Origin of the sequence: Saccharopolyspora sp. SCSIO 74807, from assembly GCF_037023755.1 — a bacterium.
Lineage (GTDB): Bacteria > Actinomycetota > Actinomycetes > Mycobacteriales > Pseudonocardiaceae > Saccharopolyspora_C > Saccharopolyspora_C galaxeae.
Genome location: NZ_CP146100.1, coordinates 2,374,976 through 2,393,657, shown reverse-complemented (window position 1 = coordinate 2,393,657; position 18,682 = coordinate 2,374,976). Strand labels below are relative to the sequence as shown.

15 protein-coding genes are annotated in these 18,682 nt (G+C 69.2%); 8 read left to right on the top strand and 7 right to left on the bottom strand.

What is annotated here, in order from left to right:
• Positions 1-19: 19 nt before the first annotated feature.
• From V1457_RS10970 to V1457_RS10960, 3 genes are all read right to left on the bottom strand, one after another.
• Complete coding sequence (locus V1457_RS10970) at positions 20-1,222, bottom strand: methyltransferase domain-containing protein (RefSeq protein ID WP_338603121.1); 1,203 nt, start codon at positions 1,220-1,222, stop codon at positions 20-22.
• A 330-nt stretch (positions 1,223-1,552) separates the two neighbouring features.
• On the bottom strand, positions 1,553-2,656 hold the full coding sequence (locus V1457_RS10965; protein WP_338603117.1) for a nitronate monooxygenase family protein: 1,104 nt from the start codon (positions 2,654-2,656) through the stop codon (positions 1,553-1,555).
• Positions 2,656-4,308 carry an acyl-CoA synthetase gene (locus V1457_RS10960; protein WP_295140513.1) on the bottom strand — a complete coding sequence of 551 codons (1,653 nt, stop codon included), beginning with the start codon at positions 4,306-4,308 and terminating at the stop codon, positions 2,656-2,658. Before V1457_RS10960 ends, V1457_RS10965 begins: the two co-directional genes overlap by 1 nt.
• A 70-nt stretch (positions 4,309-4,378) precedes the next feature.
• Here V1457_RS10960 and V1457_RS10955 point away from each other — a divergent pair, with 70 nt between their 5' ends.
• The gene (locus V1457_RS10955) at positions 4,379-5,194 is read left to right on the top strand and encodes a crotonase/enoyl-CoA hydratase family protein (RefSeq protein WP_200069169.1); all 816 of its coding nucleotides are present in this window, start codon (positions 4,379-4,381) and stop codon (positions 5,192-5,194) included.
• A gap of 220 nt (positions 5,195-5,414) precedes the next feature.
• On the opposite strand, the gene V1457_RS10950 is transcribed toward V1457_RS10955, so the two are convergent.
• The 3 genes from V1457_RS10950 to V1457_RS10940 all read right to left on the bottom strand — a co-directional run bounded on the left by V1457_RS10950 (position 5,415) and on the right by V1457_RS10940 (position 9,186).
• Positions 5,415-6,347: a hypothetical protein gene (locus tag V1457_RS10950; RefSeq protein ID WP_338603113.1), complete on the bottom strand. Its 933-nt coding sequence runs from the start codon at positions 6,345-6,347 to the stop codon at positions 5,415-5,417.
• 180 nt (positions 6,348-6,527) lie between these two features.
• Entirely contained in the window at positions 6,528-8,078 is a 1,551-nt protein-coding gene (locus V1457_RS10945) for an acyl-CoA synthetase (protein WP_295140520.1), read from the bottom strand.
• 52 nt (positions 8,079-8,130) lie between these two features.
• Positions 8,131-9,186, bottom strand: coding sequence for an LLM class F420-dependent oxidoreductase (locus V1457_RS10940; RefSeq protein WP_338603108.1), 1,056 nt, complete (start codon positions 9,184-9,186; stop codon positions 8,131-8,133).
• 107 nt (positions 9,187-9,293) lie between these two features.
• Here V1457_RS10940 and V1457_RS10935 point away from each other — a divergent pair, with 107 nt between their 5' ends.
• From V1457_RS10935 to V1457_RS10915, 5 genes are all read left to right on the top strand, one after another.
• A complete protein-coding gene (locus V1457_RS10935) occupies positions 9,294-10,250 on the top strand; it encodes a Zn-ribbon domain-containing OB-fold protein (RefSeq protein WP_407074781.1) in 957 nt (318 codons plus the stop codon).
• Positions 10,251-10,558: 308 nt separating this feature from the next.
• Positions 10,559-11,623, top strand: a complete 1,065-nt coding sequence (locus tag V1457_RS10930; protein ID WP_338603102.1) for a thiolase domain-containing protein — start codon at positions 10,559-10,561, stop codon at positions 11,621-11,623.
• Positions 11,620-12,789, top strand: a complete 1,170-nt coding sequence (locus V1457_RS10925; protein WP_338603099.1) for a thiolase domain-containing protein — start codon at positions 11,620-11,622, stop codon at positions 12,787-12,789. Before V1457_RS10930 ends, V1457_RS10925 begins: the two co-directional genes overlap by 4 nt.
• A complete protein-coding gene (locus V1457_RS10920; RefSeq protein ID WP_200069163.1) occupies positions 12,789-13,658 on the top strand; it encodes a TIGR03619 family F420-dependent LLM class oxidoreductase in 870 nt (289 codons plus the stop codon). The genes V1457_RS10925 and V1457_RS10920 overlap by 1 nt, the downstream gene beginning before the upstream one ends.
• 260 nt (positions 13,659-13,918) lie before the next feature.
• A complete protein-coding gene (locus tag V1457_RS10915) occupies positions 13,919-14,359 on the top strand; it encodes a nuclear transport factor 2 family protein (RefSeq protein ID WP_338603095.1) in 441 nt (146 codons plus the stop codon).
• Between the two features lie 66 nt (positions 14,360-14,425).
• On the opposite strand, the gene V1457_RS10910 is transcribed toward V1457_RS10915, so the two are convergent.
• Complete coding sequence (locus tag V1457_RS10910; protein ID WP_295140544.1) at positions 14,426-15,652, bottom strand: cytochrome P450; 1,227 nt, start codon at positions 15,650-15,652, stop codon at positions 14,426-14,428.
• A gap of 233 nt (positions 15,653-15,885) precedes the next feature.
• On the opposite strand from V1457_RS10910, the gene V1457_RS10905 reads away from it, so the two are divergent.
• The gene (locus tag V1457_RS10905) at positions 15,886-17,046 is read left to right on the top strand and encodes a steroid 3-ketoacyl-CoA thiolase (RefSeq protein ID WP_338603090.1); all 1,161 of its coding nucleotides are present in this window, start codon (positions 15,886-15,888) and stop codon (positions 17,044-17,046) included.
• A 3-nt stretch (positions 17,047-17,049) separates the two neighbouring features.
• On the top strand, positions 17,050-18,639 hold the full coding sequence (locus V1457_RS10900; RefSeq protein ID WP_295140550.1) for a FadD3 family acyl-CoA ligase: 1,590 nt from the start codon (positions 17,050-17,052) through the stop codon (positions 18,637-18,639).
• The last annotated feature ends 43 nt before the right edge of the window (positions 18,640-18,682 follow it).

Genomic DNA, 18,682 nt, shown 5'->3' with positions numbered 1-18,682 from the left:
GATTGGTCAAACGGTCCGTTCACTCCGAAAGTTCGGCTCGCGGGGACCTCCCGGAATCGGACGGCAGCGCGGAATCGGGCGGCAGCGCAACGCTCTGCCGGTCCGGGGTGATGGTCCACTGCCACGCCGACAGCGGCGGTTCGCCGCGTTGCTGCCACCACCGGTAGGCCGCCTCGGCCGCGTCCCACAACCGGCGCGGACCGAACTGGCGGACCACGTACCGACCGTTGCCCTCCGGGACGATGCTGGCCCACGATCCGGACAGCGGATCGCGCAACCACGCCACTCCGGGCCGATCCTCGGTGCGGTCCCACACGTTCACCCGGCACGACGGCACCGCGACCGCGATCGGCCAGCGGTGATCATCGGCCAGTAGTGGCACCCACGGCGCGAGATCGGTGAAGCCGAGGTCCGCCGCCGGATCGTCGAAGCGTTCCGCCCCGACAGGATCGGACGCGACCCGGTGCGAACGCAGCTCCATGAAACCGACTCGCAGGGCGGTGGCGCGCCCGGTCGCCGTCCCGTCCTCGCCGACGACGAACCGCACCAGCGGGCCGGAAGCGAGATCGGTCCGCATCGGCGCGAGAATCACCCCGCCCGGACGGGTGTTCGCCACCCACGGGAACGGCAACTGTCCTACGTGGACACCTGCGGTCGAGATCACGCGATCCACCCGGTCCGGCAGAACGTCGGCCACCCCATCGGCCAACCTGGCGTCCACCGCTGCGAAACCCGCCGTCTCCAGGCGCTTCCGCGCGTCCGCCGCCAACACCGGGTCGATCTCCACCGTGGTGACGCTCCCCCGCGCACCGACGATGTGAGCGAGCAGCGCAGCACTCCACCCGGTACCTGTGCCGACCTCGAAAACCACGTGCCCCGGACGCACGTCCGACTCGGCCAGCATGCCGAGCACCACCGACGGCATGGACGCCGAGCAGGTAGGCCGATCGCCGACCACCGGCCAGGCGGTCGCCCCACCGTCGAACTGGGTCACGATGACGCGGTTGGAGTAGACCGCCGCGAGCCAGCGGTCCGGTTCCGCGGCCCGATCCAGCGCCAGGTACGGCCCGTCCTCGGCCTCTCGCACCCACATGCGATCGGGGATGAACCACTCGCGCGGGACCGCGGTCAGCACCGAACGGAAATCGGCCGGGAGGCCCCCGGCCGATTCCAATTCGTCGATCAGCGTACGCACGCCGTCATCATCGGCGGCGAGGGTCACGCGTCGTCCTCGTATTTTTTCGGGTCCACGTCTCCGCTGGTCTTGCCGGTCTGCTTGTCGTCCTCGACCGAGTGGTCGTTCTTTTCTTCGCCCACTGCCGTGACCTCCTTCGACCTCGCCAAGATTAGGAAACGCGCCCGGTAGCGCGGAACCCTACTCGCTCGCCCGGACCAACGGCCCCGGCAAACGAATTCCGGCAACTGAATAATTGCCAGAAGCGCAAGGCGAGATCTACGAAATCACGGAGGACGGCGAGTCCCTTCCGGACCCTCGGCCTGCGCAACGGAAACGCGGGAACGCCATGCGCAATGGCATCCCCGCTCCCGCGCTTCAGCGGATCTTGTCCAGCCGGTCGAAGGTTTCGCCCGCCTCGCGCAGCAGGCTCTCCATCACGTCGGCGACCGGGCGGACCTCGTTCATCCGGCCGACGATCTGGCCGACCGGCATGGACACCACCTCCGGATCGCCGGATCGGGTGATCCGCTGGTGGGCCTCGCTGACCAGGATGTTCTGCAGCGGCATCGGCAGCGGGTCCGGTGCGTCCGGCTCGGCCCAAGCGTCGGTCCAGCGGGTTTTCAGCAATCGCGCGGGTTTTCCGGTGTAGATCCGGGTGCGGACCGTGTCGCTGGAGTCCGCGCCGACCAGCGCGCGCTGCATCGCCTCGCCGCCGAGGGCGATGCCGTACTCCTTGGTGGCCAGCCAGCACGAGCCCATCCACGCGCCGCTGGCACCCAGCGCGAGCGCAGCCGCGACCTGACGCCCCGAGCCGATTCCGCCCGCGGCCAGCACGGGTACCTCCTCGCCCACCGCGTCGACGATCTCCGGCACGAGCACCATCGTGGCGATTTCCCCGGTGTGCCCACCGGCTTCGTGGCCCTGCGCCACCACGACGTCCACGCCCTTGTCCACGTGGCGGCGGGCGTGCTCGGCCTTGCCCGCGAGGGCCGCGACCAGCACGCCGTCCTCGTGCGCGCGCCCGATGACGTCCGGCGGCGGCGATCCGAGTGCGTTCGCGATCAGCTTCACCGGGTGCTTCAGCGCCACGTCGACGTGCGAGCGCGCCACCGAGTGCAGCCAGCCCAGCACCGCGTCCCCGCTCCGCTCGCCCTCCGGGAGTTCGGGCAACCCGAGCCGGGTCATCGTCTGCTGCACGAATTCCCGGTGCTGATCCGGAATCAGCGACTCGATGTCCACATCGGACACTTCGGTCGGCACGGTGGACGGCATCACGACGTCCACCCCGTAGGGGCGGCCGCCGGTGTTCTCGTCCATCCAGTCCAGCACCGAATCCAGCTCGTCGGCGTCGTTGAACCGCACGCAGCCGAGCACGCCGAGCCCGCCGGCGCGGCTGATCGCCGCGGCGACGTGCTCGGACGGGGTGAACCCGACGATCGGCTGCTCGATGCCGAGTCGGTCGCAGAGGGCGGTGCGCATCACGGCTTCCTTTCGACTGCGTCGGCCACCGCTGCGGTGCCCGGCTGCTTGGTGCTGCTGGGTTCGTGCTGCTCGGCGTGCTGCTGCGCCCAGCGGTAGTCCGGTTTGCCGCTGGGTGAGCGCTGCACCTGGTCGACCAGCCACAACTTGCGCGGCACCTTGTAGCCCGCGATCCGCTCGCGGTTGTGCGCTTCGAGCTCCGGCCAGGCCAGGTCCGCGCCCGGCCGGGGCTGCACGACGGCGGCGACGCACTGGCCGAGCCGCTCGTCGGGCGCGCCGAACACCAGCGCGTCGAACACGTCGGGGTGCGCTTTCAGCACGCCCTCGACTTCCTCGGGGTAGACCTTCTCGCCGCCGGTGTTGATGGACATCGAGCCGCGGCCCAGCATCGTCACCGTGCCGTCGGCCTCGTAGCGGGCGTAGTCACCGGGCACGACGTAGCGGGTGCCGTCGATCTCGACGAACACCTTCGCCGTCTTCTCCGGGTCGTTGTAGTAGCCCAGCGGCACGTGCCCGGCGCGGGCGAGCAGGCCGACCTCGCTGGAGTCGGCGGGCAGCACGTTGCCGTCCGAGCCGATGATCGCGGTCGACGAGTCCGCGTTGACCCGCGGGCCGCCGGTCTGCGCACCGCCCTTGGACAGCACGCCGATCCCGCTGAACCCGGTCTCCGAGCTGCCGATCGAGTCGGTGAGCACCACGTTCGGCAGCGCCTCCAGGTACTGCTCCTGCACCGACGGCGAGAAAAGCGCCGCACTGCTGGAGATCGCGACCACCGACGACGCGTCGTAGCCGCCCGAGTGATACGCCTCGATCAACGGCCGGGCCATCGCGTCACCGGTGATGGCCAGGACGTTCACCGAGTGCTGCTCGACGGCCCGCCAGATCTCGTCCGCGTCGAACTCGGGCAGCAGCACGACCGTGCTGCACGCGAACAGGTTCCCGAACGTGGCCCACTGCGCCGCGCCGTGGATGAACGGTGCGGCCGGTAACCGGACGAGGCCGCCGCTGTCGGCGCCCTCGCGCGCCTGCTGCCACTCGTCGGCGACCGGCTCACCGGTCATGAAGTCGATCCCGCCGCCGAGGGTGCGCCAGACGTCCTCGTGGCGCCACATCACGCCCTTCGGATTCCCCGTCGTGCCACCGGTGTAGAGCAGGAACAGGTCGCCGTCCGAGCGCGGCTCGAAGTCCCGCTCCGGTGCGGCGCCCTGCAGCGCCGACTCGTAGGAAACCCCGCCGTAGCGGGCGAAATCGAGGTCGCTGCCGTCCTCGATGACCAGCACGTGCCGCAAGCCGTCGGGCAGCGACTCGGCGACCCGGTCGGCGTAGCGGCGCTCGTGCACCAGCGCGGACAGGTCCGCGTCGTCGAAGATGTAGCGCAGTTCGTTGGGCACGTAGCGGTAGTTCACGTTGACCGCGACGGCCCGCAACTTGTAGGCGGCGAGCATGGCTTCCAGCGCCTCGATGCCGTTGCGCGCGTAAACCCCGATGTGCGAACCCCGGCCGAGGCCGCGTTCGGCGAGGTGGTGCGCGAGCCGGTTCGCCCGCTGCTCCAGTTCGAGGAAGGTGACCCGGCGTTCGCCGCAGATCACGGCGACGCGGTTCGGTGTCAGGTCGACGGCGTGCTCGAAGAGATCTGCGATGTTGTGTGCCACCCGATCGAAACTAGAACATGTTATCGTGCGTGGCAACGGGCCGCCGCACGACATCCTCCGGAGGACGCCCATGACCGCCACGCCGGCGCAAGAGAACCGAGAAGTCTCCGAGCAAGCGCACTGCCTGGTGCAGCGGCACGGCCCGGTGCTGGTCGTGACGCTGAACCGGCCCGAAGCGCGAAACGCGCTCTCCGCCGAGATGATGTCGATCATGCGCGAGGCGTGGGACGAGGTCGACGCCAACGACGAGATCCGGGCCTGCGTGCTCACCGGCGCGGGCGGGGCGTTCTGCGCCGGTGCGGACCTCAAGGCGATGAGCAGCGCGCATCCCGGGGACAACGACAACGGCGACCTCTCGGTGATCGAGCCGCTGCTGAAGGGCCGCAGGCTCAGCAAGCCGCTCATCGCCGCCGTGGAAGGCCCGGCGGTCGCCGGTGGCACGGAGATCCTGCAGGCCACCGACATCCGCGTCGCGGGCAGCAGTGCGCGCTTCGGGGTTTCCGAATGCCGGTGGGGACTGTTCCCGCTGGGCGGTTCGGCCGTGCGGCTGCCGCGCCAGATCCCGTACACGCTGGCGGCGGAAATCCTGCTCACCGGCAGGCACCTGACCGCAGAAGAAGCACGCGAGATCGGCCTGATCGGCCGGGTCGTGCCGGACGGCGAGGCGTTGAACACCGCGCTCGAACTGGCCGAGGCGGTGGCCGCCAACGGGCCGCTGGCGGTGCGGGCGATCCTGCGCACGATGCGGGAAACCGAAGGCATGCCGGAGAACGAGGCGTTCGCGGTGGACACCCGCCTCGGCCTCGACGTCTTCCGCAGCGCCGACGCCAAGGAGGGCCCGCGCGCCTTCGCCGAAAAGCGCAAACCCGAATTCCGCGGCGAATGACTTTCAACTTCCGGAGTGAACGGCCTGTTCGCCCAATCTATTCGGACGAACGGTCCGTTCGCTCACGGAGCACCGCGCATAGGCACCCCGTGCTGACACCCCGACGCGCCACCCCAACCGGGCAGATTGAGCCGAGTGAACGGCCTGTTCGTCCCACTAGATTGGTCGAACGGTCCGTTCGCTCGGTATCGTCCCGCGCGAGCAAGCAAGATTTCCGCGTTTAGCTGCGGGTGACGCCCGGAATCGCTGTGACAGCTGGGCGCGGGCGTTGCCGTGCCGCCTGGTACGAGCGCCTGAGTTCGTCGAGCACGGCATCGGGTTCGGTACGTATGCGCGCAGGCAAGCTGTGCACGACCACGATCCCCGCAGCGGTCATCATCGTGTGCCGCCGGACGGTGTTCTCGTAATCAGCGGGCGATAGGTGGTAGGCGCGAGAGTCGATCTGCCAAGCGAGGCCGACCTCGTCGATCCATCCATCAGGGACGCCGAGCAGGGTTCCGTCCGCAGCCAGCAGTCGCGCGTTCCACCACATCGCGGGCAGGTCGGAGCCCCGCACCAACCGGTAAGCCCATCCCTCAGCAGCGGAATGGACGTTGACCGACATCTCGCCCAGCGCCACTCTGCACCGGGACGAACCACGTTGTGAGCCGGCAGCGAGCTCCGCGGCTAACGCCGCCGGGGTCACCATGCCCCGTTGCACGGCCTCCGCGAGCAATGCGCGCACCTCGTCCAGCGAGGTCAGCTGACGTGCCGCGTCGAGCAGTGCGCGGACCAGCGGCGCCACCCTGAAGCCGCTCCGGATTACGGCTGTCGGCAAGCGCTCGGTTCGCTCGACCTCCACGAATCCCTTGCTGGCGCGCTTGCGAGCCACCGGTATCAACACGTGGACAGCGTCGGTCTCGGGCCGCCGTCGAATCCCGTGCAACGCGCATCCAGCCAAACCGGTGATCATCGAACCGTCACCTGCATAGCGCAGCGCCGCTGCATAACGTTGTTCGGTTGTCGCTTCGCCCGAGCGAAGCAGCATTACGCCGGGCAGCAGTCTGGTCCACGATCCGGCGTCCGATGCCCGGTAAAAGACCGTCTGGCGCGGTACGCCGAGCTGATCAAGCTCGCGGACCGTGATGACATCACGATCCGCCGCAGTGACCACTGCGTCCCAATCTGCACGCGCTCGAATCGGCATCCTTCCAAGTTGCTCCGATGCCGCTCCGTGAGCAAGTGTGGTTTCGCGGATCTGTGGACAAATCCGCTCCCTGTGGACAACCCTCGCCGATGTCGGTGAGCGAACGGACCGTTTGACCAATCTATTCGGACGAACAGTCCGTTCGCTCTAATGCTTGGCGGTGGAGTCGGCCCAGTACGGCTCCTTCAGCTTGCGCTTGTAGAGCTTGCCGTTGGGGTCGCGGGGGAGTTCGGCGGTGAACTCGACACTGCGGGGGAGCTTGAACTTGGCGAGCTTGCCGCGGGCGAAATCCAGGAGTTCGGCGGCGAGTTCGTCGCCGGCGGCGGCATCCTCGGCGGGCTGGACCACGGCTTTGACCTCTTCGCCCCAGTCCTGGTGCGGCACGCCGAAAACGGCGATGTCCGCGACCTTCGGATGCACCGACAACACGTTCTCGATCTCGGCCGGGTAAATGTTCACGCCACCGGAAATGATCATGTCGCTCTTCCGGTCGCACAGGTACAGGTACCCGTCGTCGTCCAGATACCCCATGTCCCCGAGCGTGAACATGTCGCGGACGCGGGCTTTCCGCGTCTTCTCCGGATCCTGGTGGTACTCGAAGGTGGACGCGCCCATCCGCATGTAGACCGTGCCGACCTCGCCCACGGGCAGCTCCCCGCCCTCGTCGTCGAGGATCTGCACCACCGAACCGGGCCACGGCAACCCGACCGAACCCGGTTTGCGCAGCCACTCCTCGGCCGGAATCACCGTTCCGCCGCCTTCGGTCGCGGCGTAGTACTCGATCACCACCGGACCCCACCAATCGAGCATCTGCCGCTTCACCTCGATCGGGCAGGGCGCGGCACCGTGGATCGCGGCCCGCATCGACGAAACGTCGTAGTGCTGCCGCGTTTCCTCCGGCAGCGCCAGCAAGCGGTGGAACTGCGTGGGAACCATGTGGGTGTGCGTCACCCGGTGCTGCTCGATGAGTTGCAGCATCCGCTCCGGATCCCAGCGGTCCATCAGCACCGCCGTGTGCCCGAGCTGGATCGAAATGCTCACGAAGTTCAGCACCGCCGTGTGGTACAGCGGCGAGCCGCACAGGTGCACGTGATCGTCGAACGCCTGCAGGCCGAAGATCCCGAAGAATCCCTGCGACTGCGCCGGAACCTCGTCCGGGTCGGCGCCGCTGAGCGCGCGGCGCACGCCCTTCGGCCGCCCCGTGGTCCCGGACGTGTAGAGCATCGGCGAACCGGCGGTGCGAACGTCCGGCCGCGCCACGGGTTCCTTCTCGCCGAGTTCGGACAGCGGCCGGAAACCCGCCACTTCACCCACGGCGAAGCAGCGTTCTTCCGCAAGACCGGCCTCCGCGGCGGCCTCGCCCGCCGCCTCGGCGAACCGCTCGTGCGCGAGGAACGCCTTCGCGCCGCTGTCCCCGACGATGTAGGCGATCTCCGCGCCGACCAGGTGCCAGTTCACCGTGACCACGTACAGCCCGGTCTGCATCGCCGCGAAGTACGCCGCGACCAGGTCGAATCCGTTCGGCAGCAGCAGCACGATGCTGTCGCCGGGCGAGAGGCCCATGCGCTGCAACCCGCGCCCGATCCGGTCGGCTTCGGCGGCGAGTTCGCCGTAGCCGGCCTCCCGCCCGTCCGGAGTGACCAGCGCGGTCCGGCTGGGCTGTTCCGCGGCGATGTTCCACAGTCCGATAGCGGTCACGGTGCACTCCTGTTCCCGGACGCCGACAATGCCCACGAAGCTAGAACGTGTTTCACGATTGCGGCAAGTCCGGGCCGAGCACCGCATCGGCGACCGCGCGCAGCTGCGCCGCGTCCCGGCAACCGACCAGCAGCGTGTCCACACCGGACTCCTCCCAGCGCCGGACGCCGGCGCGCACCTGCTCGCGGTCGCCGATGATGGAGACGTCGTCGACCAGCTCGTCCGGCACCGCGGCTGCGGCCTCAGCGCGCTGACCGGCGCGGAAAAGCGCGGTGATGTCCTCGACCACCTCGCCGTAGCCCATCCGGCGGAACAGGTCGGCGTGGAAGTTCACCTGCTCCGAGCCCATGCCGCCGATGTAGAGCGCCAGGTAGGGCTTCACCTTCGCCTTCTCCGCAACGGGATCGTCGGTTACGACGACCGGGCAGGTGGCGGCCACCTCGAACCCGGAGCGGTCGTTGCGCGCGCCGGGACGCGCGAAACCGTCCGCGAGCCACTGCTGGTAGACCTCGGCGATGCGCGGCGAGAAGTACACCGCGATCCAGCCGTCCGCGATCTCCGCGGTCTGCGCGACGTTCCGCGGACCTTCGGCACCGAGCCAGATCGGCAGGTCGGCGCGCAGCGGATGGGTGATCGGGCGCAGCGGCTTGCCGAGCCCGAGCGAGCCGGAACCGCCGAACGGCAGCGGATAGTGCGGACCGTCGTTGCGCACCGGCGCTTCCCGCGCCAGCACCTGGCGGATGATCGAAACGTATTCCCTGGTGCGCGCCAACGGTTTTCCGAACGGCTCGCCGTACCAGCCCTCCACCACCTGCGGGCCCGAGACGCCGAGCCCGAGCACGCAACGGCCTCCGGAAAGGTGGTCCAGCGTCAGCGCGTGCATGGCGCAGGACGTCGGCGAGCGCGCGGACAACTGGGCCACCGAAGTGCCCAGCCGGACCCGGTCGGTTCCCGAGCCCCACCAGGACAGCGGCGTGAACGCGTCGGAACCCCAGGACTCCGCGGCGAAAACGCCGTCGAAGCCGGCGCGTTCGGCTTCCGCGACGAGTTCCGCGGCGTTGTCCGGCGGTGCGGCACCCCAATATCCGAGCTGCAGACCGAGACGCACGATGGACCTCCTGACGTGGCGGGCGGCCGGTCCGGCCGCGGTCCTCCCATCCTGCGCCAGCGTTGCCCGATTGACGAGAACATGTTTCACTAATCGACGTGACTGAGATCTCCGAACCGCTCAGCGCACCGCTGGAAGTCGGTTTCGACTACACCCGTTCACTGGGATCCGTGCTCGGCCGCTTCGCCACCGCGCTGCGGCAGCGTCGGATCACCGGAGTGCGCGGATCGGACGGCCGGGTGCACGTGCCCGCGATCGAGTACGACCCGAGCACCTTCCAACCCCTCGACGAACTCGTCGACGTCGGCCCGGAGGGCACGGTGCTGAGCTGGTCCTGGGCACCGGACCCGCTGGAGGGCCAGCCGTTGCAGCACGCCTTCGCCTGGGCGCTGGTGCGCCTGGACGGCGCGGACACCCCGCTGCTGCACGCGGTCGACGCCGGTTCCGCCGACGGGATGCGCACCGGGATGCGCGTGCGTCCACGTTGGACGGACGAGCCCTGCGGGAGCATCCGGGACATCACCTGCTTCGAGCCCGCCACCGGCAACGCGCCGCAGCCGCCCGAGGCGCCGGAATCCGATGAACCGGTCACCATGCTGACCACCCCGATCCACCTGCACTACCAGCACTCCGCCTCACCGGAGGAGAGCCGCTACCTGCGCGGGCTCGCGGAAGGCAGGCTGCTCGGCCAGCGCTGCCCCGTCTGCGAGAAGGTCTACATCCCGCCGCGCGGCTCGTGCCCGATCGACGCGGTGCCCACCGAAGACGAGGTCGAACTCCCGGACACCGGGATCGTGACCACTTTCTGCATCGTCAACGTGCCGTTCCTCGGCCAGCGCATCGACCCGCCCTACGTCGCCGCTTACGTGCTGCTGGACGGCGCGGACATCCCGTTCCTGCACCTGGTTCTGGGCTGCGCGGCCGAGGACGTGCGGATGGGGATGCGGGTGCGCGCGGCGTGGAAACCGCGCGAGGAGTGGGACACGACGTTGCAGAACATCGACCACTTCGAGCCGTCCGGACAGCCGGACGCGCCCTTCGAGTCCTACTCCCACCACCTCTGAGGAGTCCTTTCGGAATGATTTGCGTAGCGGTGCCGGTAGCGGAACCTCAGCGGCTTCCTCACTCCGGGATCGATTTCTGACGTATGCCCATACGCGGCGAAATCGCTGTCCTCGTGAGGAAGCCGCTGAGAACCCGCCGCGGTGCCGGTTGCTTGCATGGCCACTGCTCAGCGGCTCCGCCGCTGACAAGACAAAGATCCGGACACCACACTCAAACGCCCCCTAAGAGCACCCCACCGCGTTCCCGACGGGGCGTGAAACCCCACCGCTGCGCGGGAAAACTCAACCGACATCGGGAAGGAGCGCGCATGGCCGACAACGATGTCGCCGTCGTCGGATTCGCCCAGGCGCCGAACGTCCGCGCCACCGACGGCACCACCAACGGCGTCGAGATGCTGGTGCCGGTGTTCGAGCAGGTTCTCGCGGACACCGGACTGTCCAACAAGGACGTCGGGTTCTGGTGCTCCGGCTCGTCGGACTACATGGCCGGTCGCGCGTTCTCGTTCCTCGCGGCCATCGACGCGATCGGCGCCTTCCCACCGATCAACGAGTCGCACGTGGAGATGGACGCCGCGTGGGCGCTCTACGAGGCGTGGGTGAAGATCCGCACCGGCGAGGTGGACACCGCGCTGGTGTACGGCTTCGGCAAGGCCTCGGCGGGTGACCTGCGGCGCACGCTCGCGATGCAGCTGGACCCGTACTTCGTCGCGCCGCTGTGGCCGGATTCGGTCGGTGTCGCGGGATTGCAGGCCCGGCTCGGCCTGGAATCCGGGCGGTTCACCGAACGGCAAATGGCCGAAGTGGCGGCCCGATCCCGGGCCGATGCCAGGAAGAACCCCAACGCGCAGTTGTCGGGCGAGGTCGAAACCGCCGACCTGCTCCGCGAGCCGTACCTGGCGGATCCGCTGCGCAAGCACGACTGCGCCCCGATCACCGACGGAGCCTCCGCGATCGTGCTGGCCGGCGCGCGCCGCGCCCGCGACCTCTGCGACCGTCCCGCGTGGATCACCGGCCTGGAACACCGCATCGAATCCGCTCACCTGGGCATTCGCGACCTCACCACCTCGGAGTCGACCGCAGGCGCGGCGCGCGCGGCCGGTACGGCGGAGGTCGAAGTCGCCGAGCTGCACGCACCGTTCACCCACCAGGAACTCCTGCTGCGGGAGGCGATCGGGCTCGGCGACGACGTGCGCGTGAACCCCTCCGGTGGCGCGTTGTGCGGCAACCCGATGTTCTCGGCCGGACTCTCCCGGATCGGCGAAGCCGCGAGCCGGGTTTGGGACGGCGCGGCTCGGAAAGTGCTCGGACACGCCACCAGCGGCCCCGCGCTGCAGCAGAACCTCGTGTGCGTGATGGAAGGCGGGAATCGATGAGCAAGCAGCACACCGCCGTACTCGGCACCGGGCAGACCAAGCACGCCAGCCGCCGCACCGACGTCTCGATGGCCGGGCTCTGCCGCGAAGCGGTGGACCGCGCCATGGCCGACGCGGGCGTGGACTGGCAGGACATCGACGTGGTCGTGGTCGGCAAGGCCCCGGACCTGTTCGAGGGCGTCATGATGCCCGAGCTGATGCTCGCCGATGCGTTGGGCGCCAACGGAAAACCGCTGATGCGGGTGCACACCGCCGGTTCCGTCGGCGGCTCCACCGCGAACGTCGCGGCGAGCCTGGTGCAGGGCGGCGTGCACCGCCGGGTGCTGGCGGTCTCGTTCGAGAAGCAGTCCGAGTCGAACGCGATGTGGGCGCTGTCGATCTCACCGCCGTTCAACATGCCGGTCGGCGCGGGCGCGGGCGGCTACTTCGCGCCGCACGTGCGCTCCTACATCCGCCGTTCCGGCGCGCCGGAGCACGTCGGGGCGATGGTCGCGGTGAAGGATCGGCTCAACGGCAGCAAGAATCCCTACGCGCACGTGCGCAAATCGGATCTGACGGTCGAGTCGGTGATGGGCTCGCAGATGCTGTGGGACCCGATCCGCTACGACGAGACCTGTCCGTCCTCGGACGGCGCCTGCGCGATCGTGCTCGGCGACGAGACCGCCGCCCGCGACGCGGCGGCACCGGTCGCGTGGGTGCACGCGACCTCGATGCGCACCGAGCCCATCACCTTCTCCGGCCGCGACCAGGTGAGTCCGCAGGCGGGCAAGGACGCCGCCACCGCGCTGTGGCAGCAGGCGGGAATCACCGACCCGCTGTCCGAAGTGGACGTCGCGGAGATCTACGTGCCGTTCTCCTGGTTCGAGCCGATGTGGCTGGAGAACCTGGGGTTCGCCGCGGAAGGCGACGGCTGGCGGCTGACCGAGTCCGGTGCCACCGCGATCGACGGTCGGCTGCCGGTGAATCCTTCCGGCGGCGTGCTCTCCTCGAATCCGATCGGAGCCTCCGGCATGCTGCGCTTCGCCGAAGCCGCCAAGCAGGTGATGAAGCGCGCCGGGGACAACCAGGTCGACGGCGCGCGCACCGCGGTCGGGCACGCCTACGGCGGCGGTTCGCAGTACTTCTCGATGTGGGTCGTCGGTTCGGATCGGCCGGGTGAGCGCTGATGAAGTTCACGTTGTCGGTGGCCATGTGCCCGCTGGAAGAACTCACCGAACTCGCCCGAACCGCCGAGCAGGCCGGATTCTCGGCCATCGCGCTGCCGGATTCCCTGTTCTACTCCGAAGATGTCGCTGCCGACTACCCGTACACCGCGGACGGCAAGCGGATGTGGAACGCGGAGACCCCGTGGGTCGATCCGCTCGTGGCCGCGGGCGCGATGGGCGCGGTGACCGAGCGGATCCGGTTCTACACCTCGGTGCTCAAGCTCGGTCCGCGCAATCCGGTGCTGCTGTCCCGGCAGGTCGCCTCGGCCGCCCGGCTGACCGGCGACCGCTTCGGGCTCGGGATCGGCATCGGCTGGACCCCGGAGGAGTTCGAGTGGTGCGGTGCGCCGTTCGAGCACCGCGGGCCGCGGGTGGACGAGGCGATCGACGTGCTGCGGCTGATCCTCGGCGGCGGAATGGTGGAGCACCACGGGGAGTTCTTCGACTTCGACCGGCTTCAGATGTCGCCGGCACCGGCCGAGCGGGTGCCGATCTACATCGGCGGGCACAGCAAGCGGGCCTTGCGCCGCGCCGCGCTGCGCGGCGACGGGTGGGCTTCGGCGATGATGAGCCTGGATCAGCTGCGCGAGACGATCGACCGGCTCACCGAGCTGCGCACCGAATTCGGGCGCGCGGCGGAACCTTTCGAGATCCAGGCGGTGTGCGTAGACCGCTTCGGCTTGGACGGCTACCGGGAGCAGGCCGACATCGGCGTCACCGACGCCATCACGGTCCCGTGGCTGCTGGACGGTCACCCCTTCGACGCGGACCTCCAGGCCAAGAAGGACTCCATAGCCCGCTTCGGCGAAAAGATCATCGCCCAGCTCTGACCGCCGCTCCCATGGGAGTCCGGCGCGCGGCCGACACTCCCGGACGCCACCCGATCAGCGCATCTTCCCCCGGAGTGAACGGACCGTTCGACCAATCTAGTGGGACGAGCGGTCCGTTCACTCGGATCGATTCACCGGATCGGGCTAGGCGCAGGCATGTCGGCGCAGCGCGTCAGTTTCCGGAGTGAACGGACCGTTTGACCAATCTAGTCGGACGAGCGGTCCGTTCACTTGGATCAATCCGCGTACGAGGAGGAACCATGCACCCCGATGTCGTCTGGACCGCCACCAAGAACGCGCACCCCGCCAGGCAAGCCGCGCTCGCCTCGATGGATGCCGTGGTGCGCGGCGCGAAAGCCGAATGGCTCGAGCTGTTCGCGCCGGACGCGGTGATCCAGGACCCGGTCGGCAAGTCCCCGCTGGACCCGGAAGGCAACGGCCACCACGGCAGGTCCGGGATCGAAGGGTTCTGGGACAACACCATTTCCACGGCCGCACGCCTGGAATTCCACATCCACGAGTCCTTCGCGGCGGGCGACGAGGTCGCCAACGTCGGCTTCATCCGCACCCACCTGCCGGACGGCTCGATCATGGACGCCGAGGGCGTGTTCATCTACCAGGTGGACGGCGACGGCAAACTCCGCTCCATGCGGTCCTTCTGGGAGTTCGAGCGGGCGATGGCCACGCTGCGGCAGGGCTGACCCGGCGAAGCCGATCCAACGAAAAGCGCGGCACCGGAACTCCCGGTGCCGCGCTTTCGCTTCGCCTCAGCGGTACTTGACCTGGAACTCCTTGATCCCGTTGAGCCAGCCCGAACGCAGCCGCCGCGGCTCACCGGCCTTGGTGATGTCCGGCATCTGCTCCGCGATCGCCTGGAACATCAGGTCGATCTCCAGCTTCGCCAGATTGGCCCCGAGGCAGTAATGCGCGCCAGTGCCACCGAACCCGACGTGCGGATTCGGGTCCCGGGTGATGTCGAACTTCTCCGGCGAGTCGAAGACCTCCGGGTCGAAGTTCGCCGAGCTGTAGAACATCGCGACCCGCTGGCCCTCCTTGATCGGCACCCCGCGCAGCTCGGTGTCCGCGAGCGCGGTGCGCTGGAAGGACATCACCGGAGTCGCCCACCGCACGATCTCGTCGGCGGCGGTCGATGGCCGTTCGGCCTTGTAGTGCTCCCACTGCTGCGGGTTCTCCAGCAAGGCGCGCATGCCGTGGGTGATCGCGTTGCGCGTGGTCTCGTTGCCCGCAACGGCCAGCAGCAGCACGAAGAACCCGAACTCGTCGTCGGTGAGCGCGTGCCCGTCGACGTCGGCCTGCACCAGTTTCGTGACGATGTCGTCCATCGGACAACCGCGGCGCTGCTCGGCCATGTTCATGCTGTAACCGAGCAGTTCGGTCGCTGCGGTGACCGGCTCGATCTCGTACTCCGGGTCGTCGTAGGACACCATCTGGTTGGACCAGTCGAAGATGTCCTTGCGGTGCTCCTGCGGGATGCCCAGCAGTTCCGCGATCGCCTGCAGCGGCAGCTCGCACGCGACGTCGGTGACGAAGTCCCCGGTCTCGCCGGCCAGCGCGGTGCTGACGATCTTCTCGGCCCGCTCGTTGAGCGCGTCCCGCAGGTTGTTGATCGCCCTCGGGGTGAAGCCGCGGGAGACGATGCCGCGCAGCTTGGTGTGCTCCGGCGGGTCCATGTTCAGCAGGATCAGCCGCTGCATCTCGATCTGATCGCGGCTCATCTCGTCGTTGAAGCGGGTGATCGCGGTGTTCTTCCAGGAGGAGAACACGTCGCTGCGGCGGGACACCTCCCGGACGTCCGCGTGCTTGCTGACCACCCAGTAGCCGTCGTCGTCGTACCCGGCCTTCCCGTGCGGCAGCGGGTTCCACCACACCGGGGCGGTCCGGCGGAGTTCGGCGAACTCCTCCATCGGCACTCGGTGGGCGTAGAGGTCTGGGTCGGTGAAGTCGAAGCCGGCGGGGATGCGGGGCGCGACCACGGCAACCTCCTGCGGTCGGATCCACGGGATCTCAGTGAGAACTTGTTCTATGTGAACGGAACCACAGTGATCTCGAAAAGTAAACCCGTGTAACCAGCGCCGAGCACCGGCATCTTGCTCCTGACAACGGAAGATCGTTCGCGGGCGCACAAGCACCCGCGCGGAGCCTTGCCGACCGGGAGAACACGTTCTACATTCCTGGTCGAGTCCGTTCACACCGAGGGGAGACGACGGTGGGCTATCCGGTGATCGTGGACGCGGCGCGCACGCCGATCGGCAAGCGGCGGGGCGAGCTGTCCGGCTTGCATCCCGCGGAGATCCTCGGCGGCGCGCAGCGCGGCCTGCTGGAACGCGCCGGGCTCGGCGCCGAGAACGTCGAGCAGGTGATCGGCGGCTGCGTCACGCAGGCGAGCGAGCAGGCGGGCAACATCACCCGCACCGCGTGGCTGCACTCCGGCCTGCCCGAGCAGACCGGCTGCACCACGATCGACTCGCAGTGCGGTTCGGCGCAGCAGTCCACGCATCTGATCGCGGGGCTGATCAGCGCGGACGCCATCGACTTCGGCCTCGCCTGCGGCGTGGAGGCGATGAGCCGGGTGCCGCTGGGCGCCAACATCGGCGAATCCGGCCGGCCCAGGCCGGAATCCTGGGACATCGACATGCCGAACCAGTACTCGGCGGCCGACCGGATCGCCGGGCGCCGCGGGCTGAGCCGCGCCGACATCGACCGCTTCGGCCTGCGTTCGCAGCAACGCGCCCGCGTCGCGTGGGACGAAGGCAGGTTCGAGCGCGAAGTGCTGCCGACCCGCGCGCCGGTGCTGGACGCCGACGGGGCGCCCACCGGTGAAACCCGGCTGGTGACTCGGGATCAGGGGTTGCGCGACACCAGCGAAGAAAAGCTCGCCGCGCTCAAGCCGGTCCTCGACGACGGCCTGCACACCGCGGGCACGGCCTCGCAGATCTCGGACGGCGCGGCCGCGGTGCTGCTCGCTGATTCCGATCGTGCCAAGGCTTTCGGGCTGCGGCCGCGGGCGCGGATCGTCGCGCAGTGCCTCGTCGGGGCGGAGCCCTACTACCACCTGGACGGCCCGGTGCAGGCGACCAACCGGGTGCTGGAACGCAGCGGGATGAAGATCGGCGACATCGACGTGTTCGAGGTGAACGAGGCGTTCGCTTCGGTGGTGCTGTCCTGGGCCTCGGTGCACCAGCCCGACATGGACCGGGTCAACGTCAACGGCGGTGCGATCGCCCTCGGCCACCCGGTGGGCAGCACGGGTGCCCGGCTGATCACCACCGCACTGCACGAGCTGGAGCGCCGCGACGCCACGACCGCGCTGGTCACGATGTGCGCGGGTGGGGCGCTGTCCACCGGCACCATCATCGAGCGGATCTGAGGCGTGGCGGCCCCCGGCACGATCCCGGCCGCGCTCGCGCGCGCGGCCGAGCGGTTCCGCGACGAGGAGGCGCTGGTCGACCACTCGGGCGGCCGCGAAGTGCGGCTGACCTACCGCGAGCTGCACGAGCAGGTTCGCGGGCTGGCGCGGTTCTTCCTCGCCGAGGGCGTCTCGCCGGGTGACCGGGTGGCGCTCAACTCGCCGAACACGCATCACTGGGTCATCGCGGCATTGGCCGCGCTGCACATCGGCGCGGTCGTCACGCCGATCAACACCCGGTTCACCGCCGTGGAGACGCGGGACGTGCTGGCGCGCAGCGGTGCGCGAGTGCTGGTCGTGGCGGGGATCTTCCTCGGCCGCGACCGGCTCGCCGAACTGCGGGAGTCCGAAGAGGACGGTCTGCGAGGTCTGCCGTCGCTGCGCACCGTCCTGCGGTTACCGGTGGAATCGGCCGAGCCGTCGGTGGCGGATTGCCACGACTGGGCGGATTTCGCCGACCGCGCGAGTTCGGTGCCGATCGAGCGGGTGGACGAGGCCGCGGAATCGGTGGACGCGGGCGATGTGAGCGACGTGCTCTACACATCAGGCACGACCGGCCGCAGCAAAGGAGTGCTCAGCACGCACCGGCAGGCGCTCGCGGTCGCCGACGCCTGGGCCACCTGCGGCGAACTGGACCGGACGGATCGCTACCTGGTGGTGAACCCGTTCTTCCACAGTTTCGGCTACAAGGCGGGGATCCTGGTGTGCCTGCTGCGCGGGGCGACGATCGTGCCGGTGCCGGTCTTCGACACGCACGCGGTGCTCGGCCTGGTGCATCGGGAGCGGATCACCGTGCTGCCGGGGCCTCCCACGATCTACCAGTCCATTTTGGACGAACCGGCGCGGAGTGCGCACGACCTTTCCAGCCTCCGCCTCGCGGTCACCGGTGCCGCGTCCGTGCCGGTGGTGCTGGTCGAGCGGATGCAGCGGGAGCTGAGCTTCGACACGGTGCTGACCGCCTACGGGCTCACCGAAGCCGTGGTCGCCACGATGTGCCGGCCCGATGACGACGACCAGACCGTGGCGAGCACGTGCGGACGCCCGACCTCGGACTTCGAGCTGCGCATCGCCGATCCTTCGGGCGCCTCGCTGCCTGCCGGGTCGGTGGGCGAGGTGCTGTTGCGCGGGCCGAACACGATGCTCGGCTACCGCGACGAGCCCGAGCAGACCCGCAGCGCCATCGACGCGGACGGCTGGCTGCACACCGGCGACCTCGGCCGGGTCGACGAGCACGGGCGGCTCACCATCACCGACCGGCTCAAGGACATGTACATCTGCGGCGGCTTCAACGTCTATCCGGCCGAGGTGGAGCAAGCAGTGGCCAGGCTCGACGGGGTCGCGGAGAACGCCGTGGTCGGCACCGGCGACGCGCGCCTCGGCGAGGTCGGCAAGGTCTACGTGGTGCCCCGGCCCGGCCACGAGCTGACCGAACGCGAGGTCCTGGAGTTCTGCCGCGAACGCCTGGCGAACTACAAGGTGCCCCGCCACGTCGAGTTCCGCGCGAGCCTCCCCCGCAACCCCAGCGGCAAGGTCCTCAAGCACGAGCTGCGCTGAGCCACGCACCCCCGCGCTTTCCGAGCGAACGGACCGTTCGACC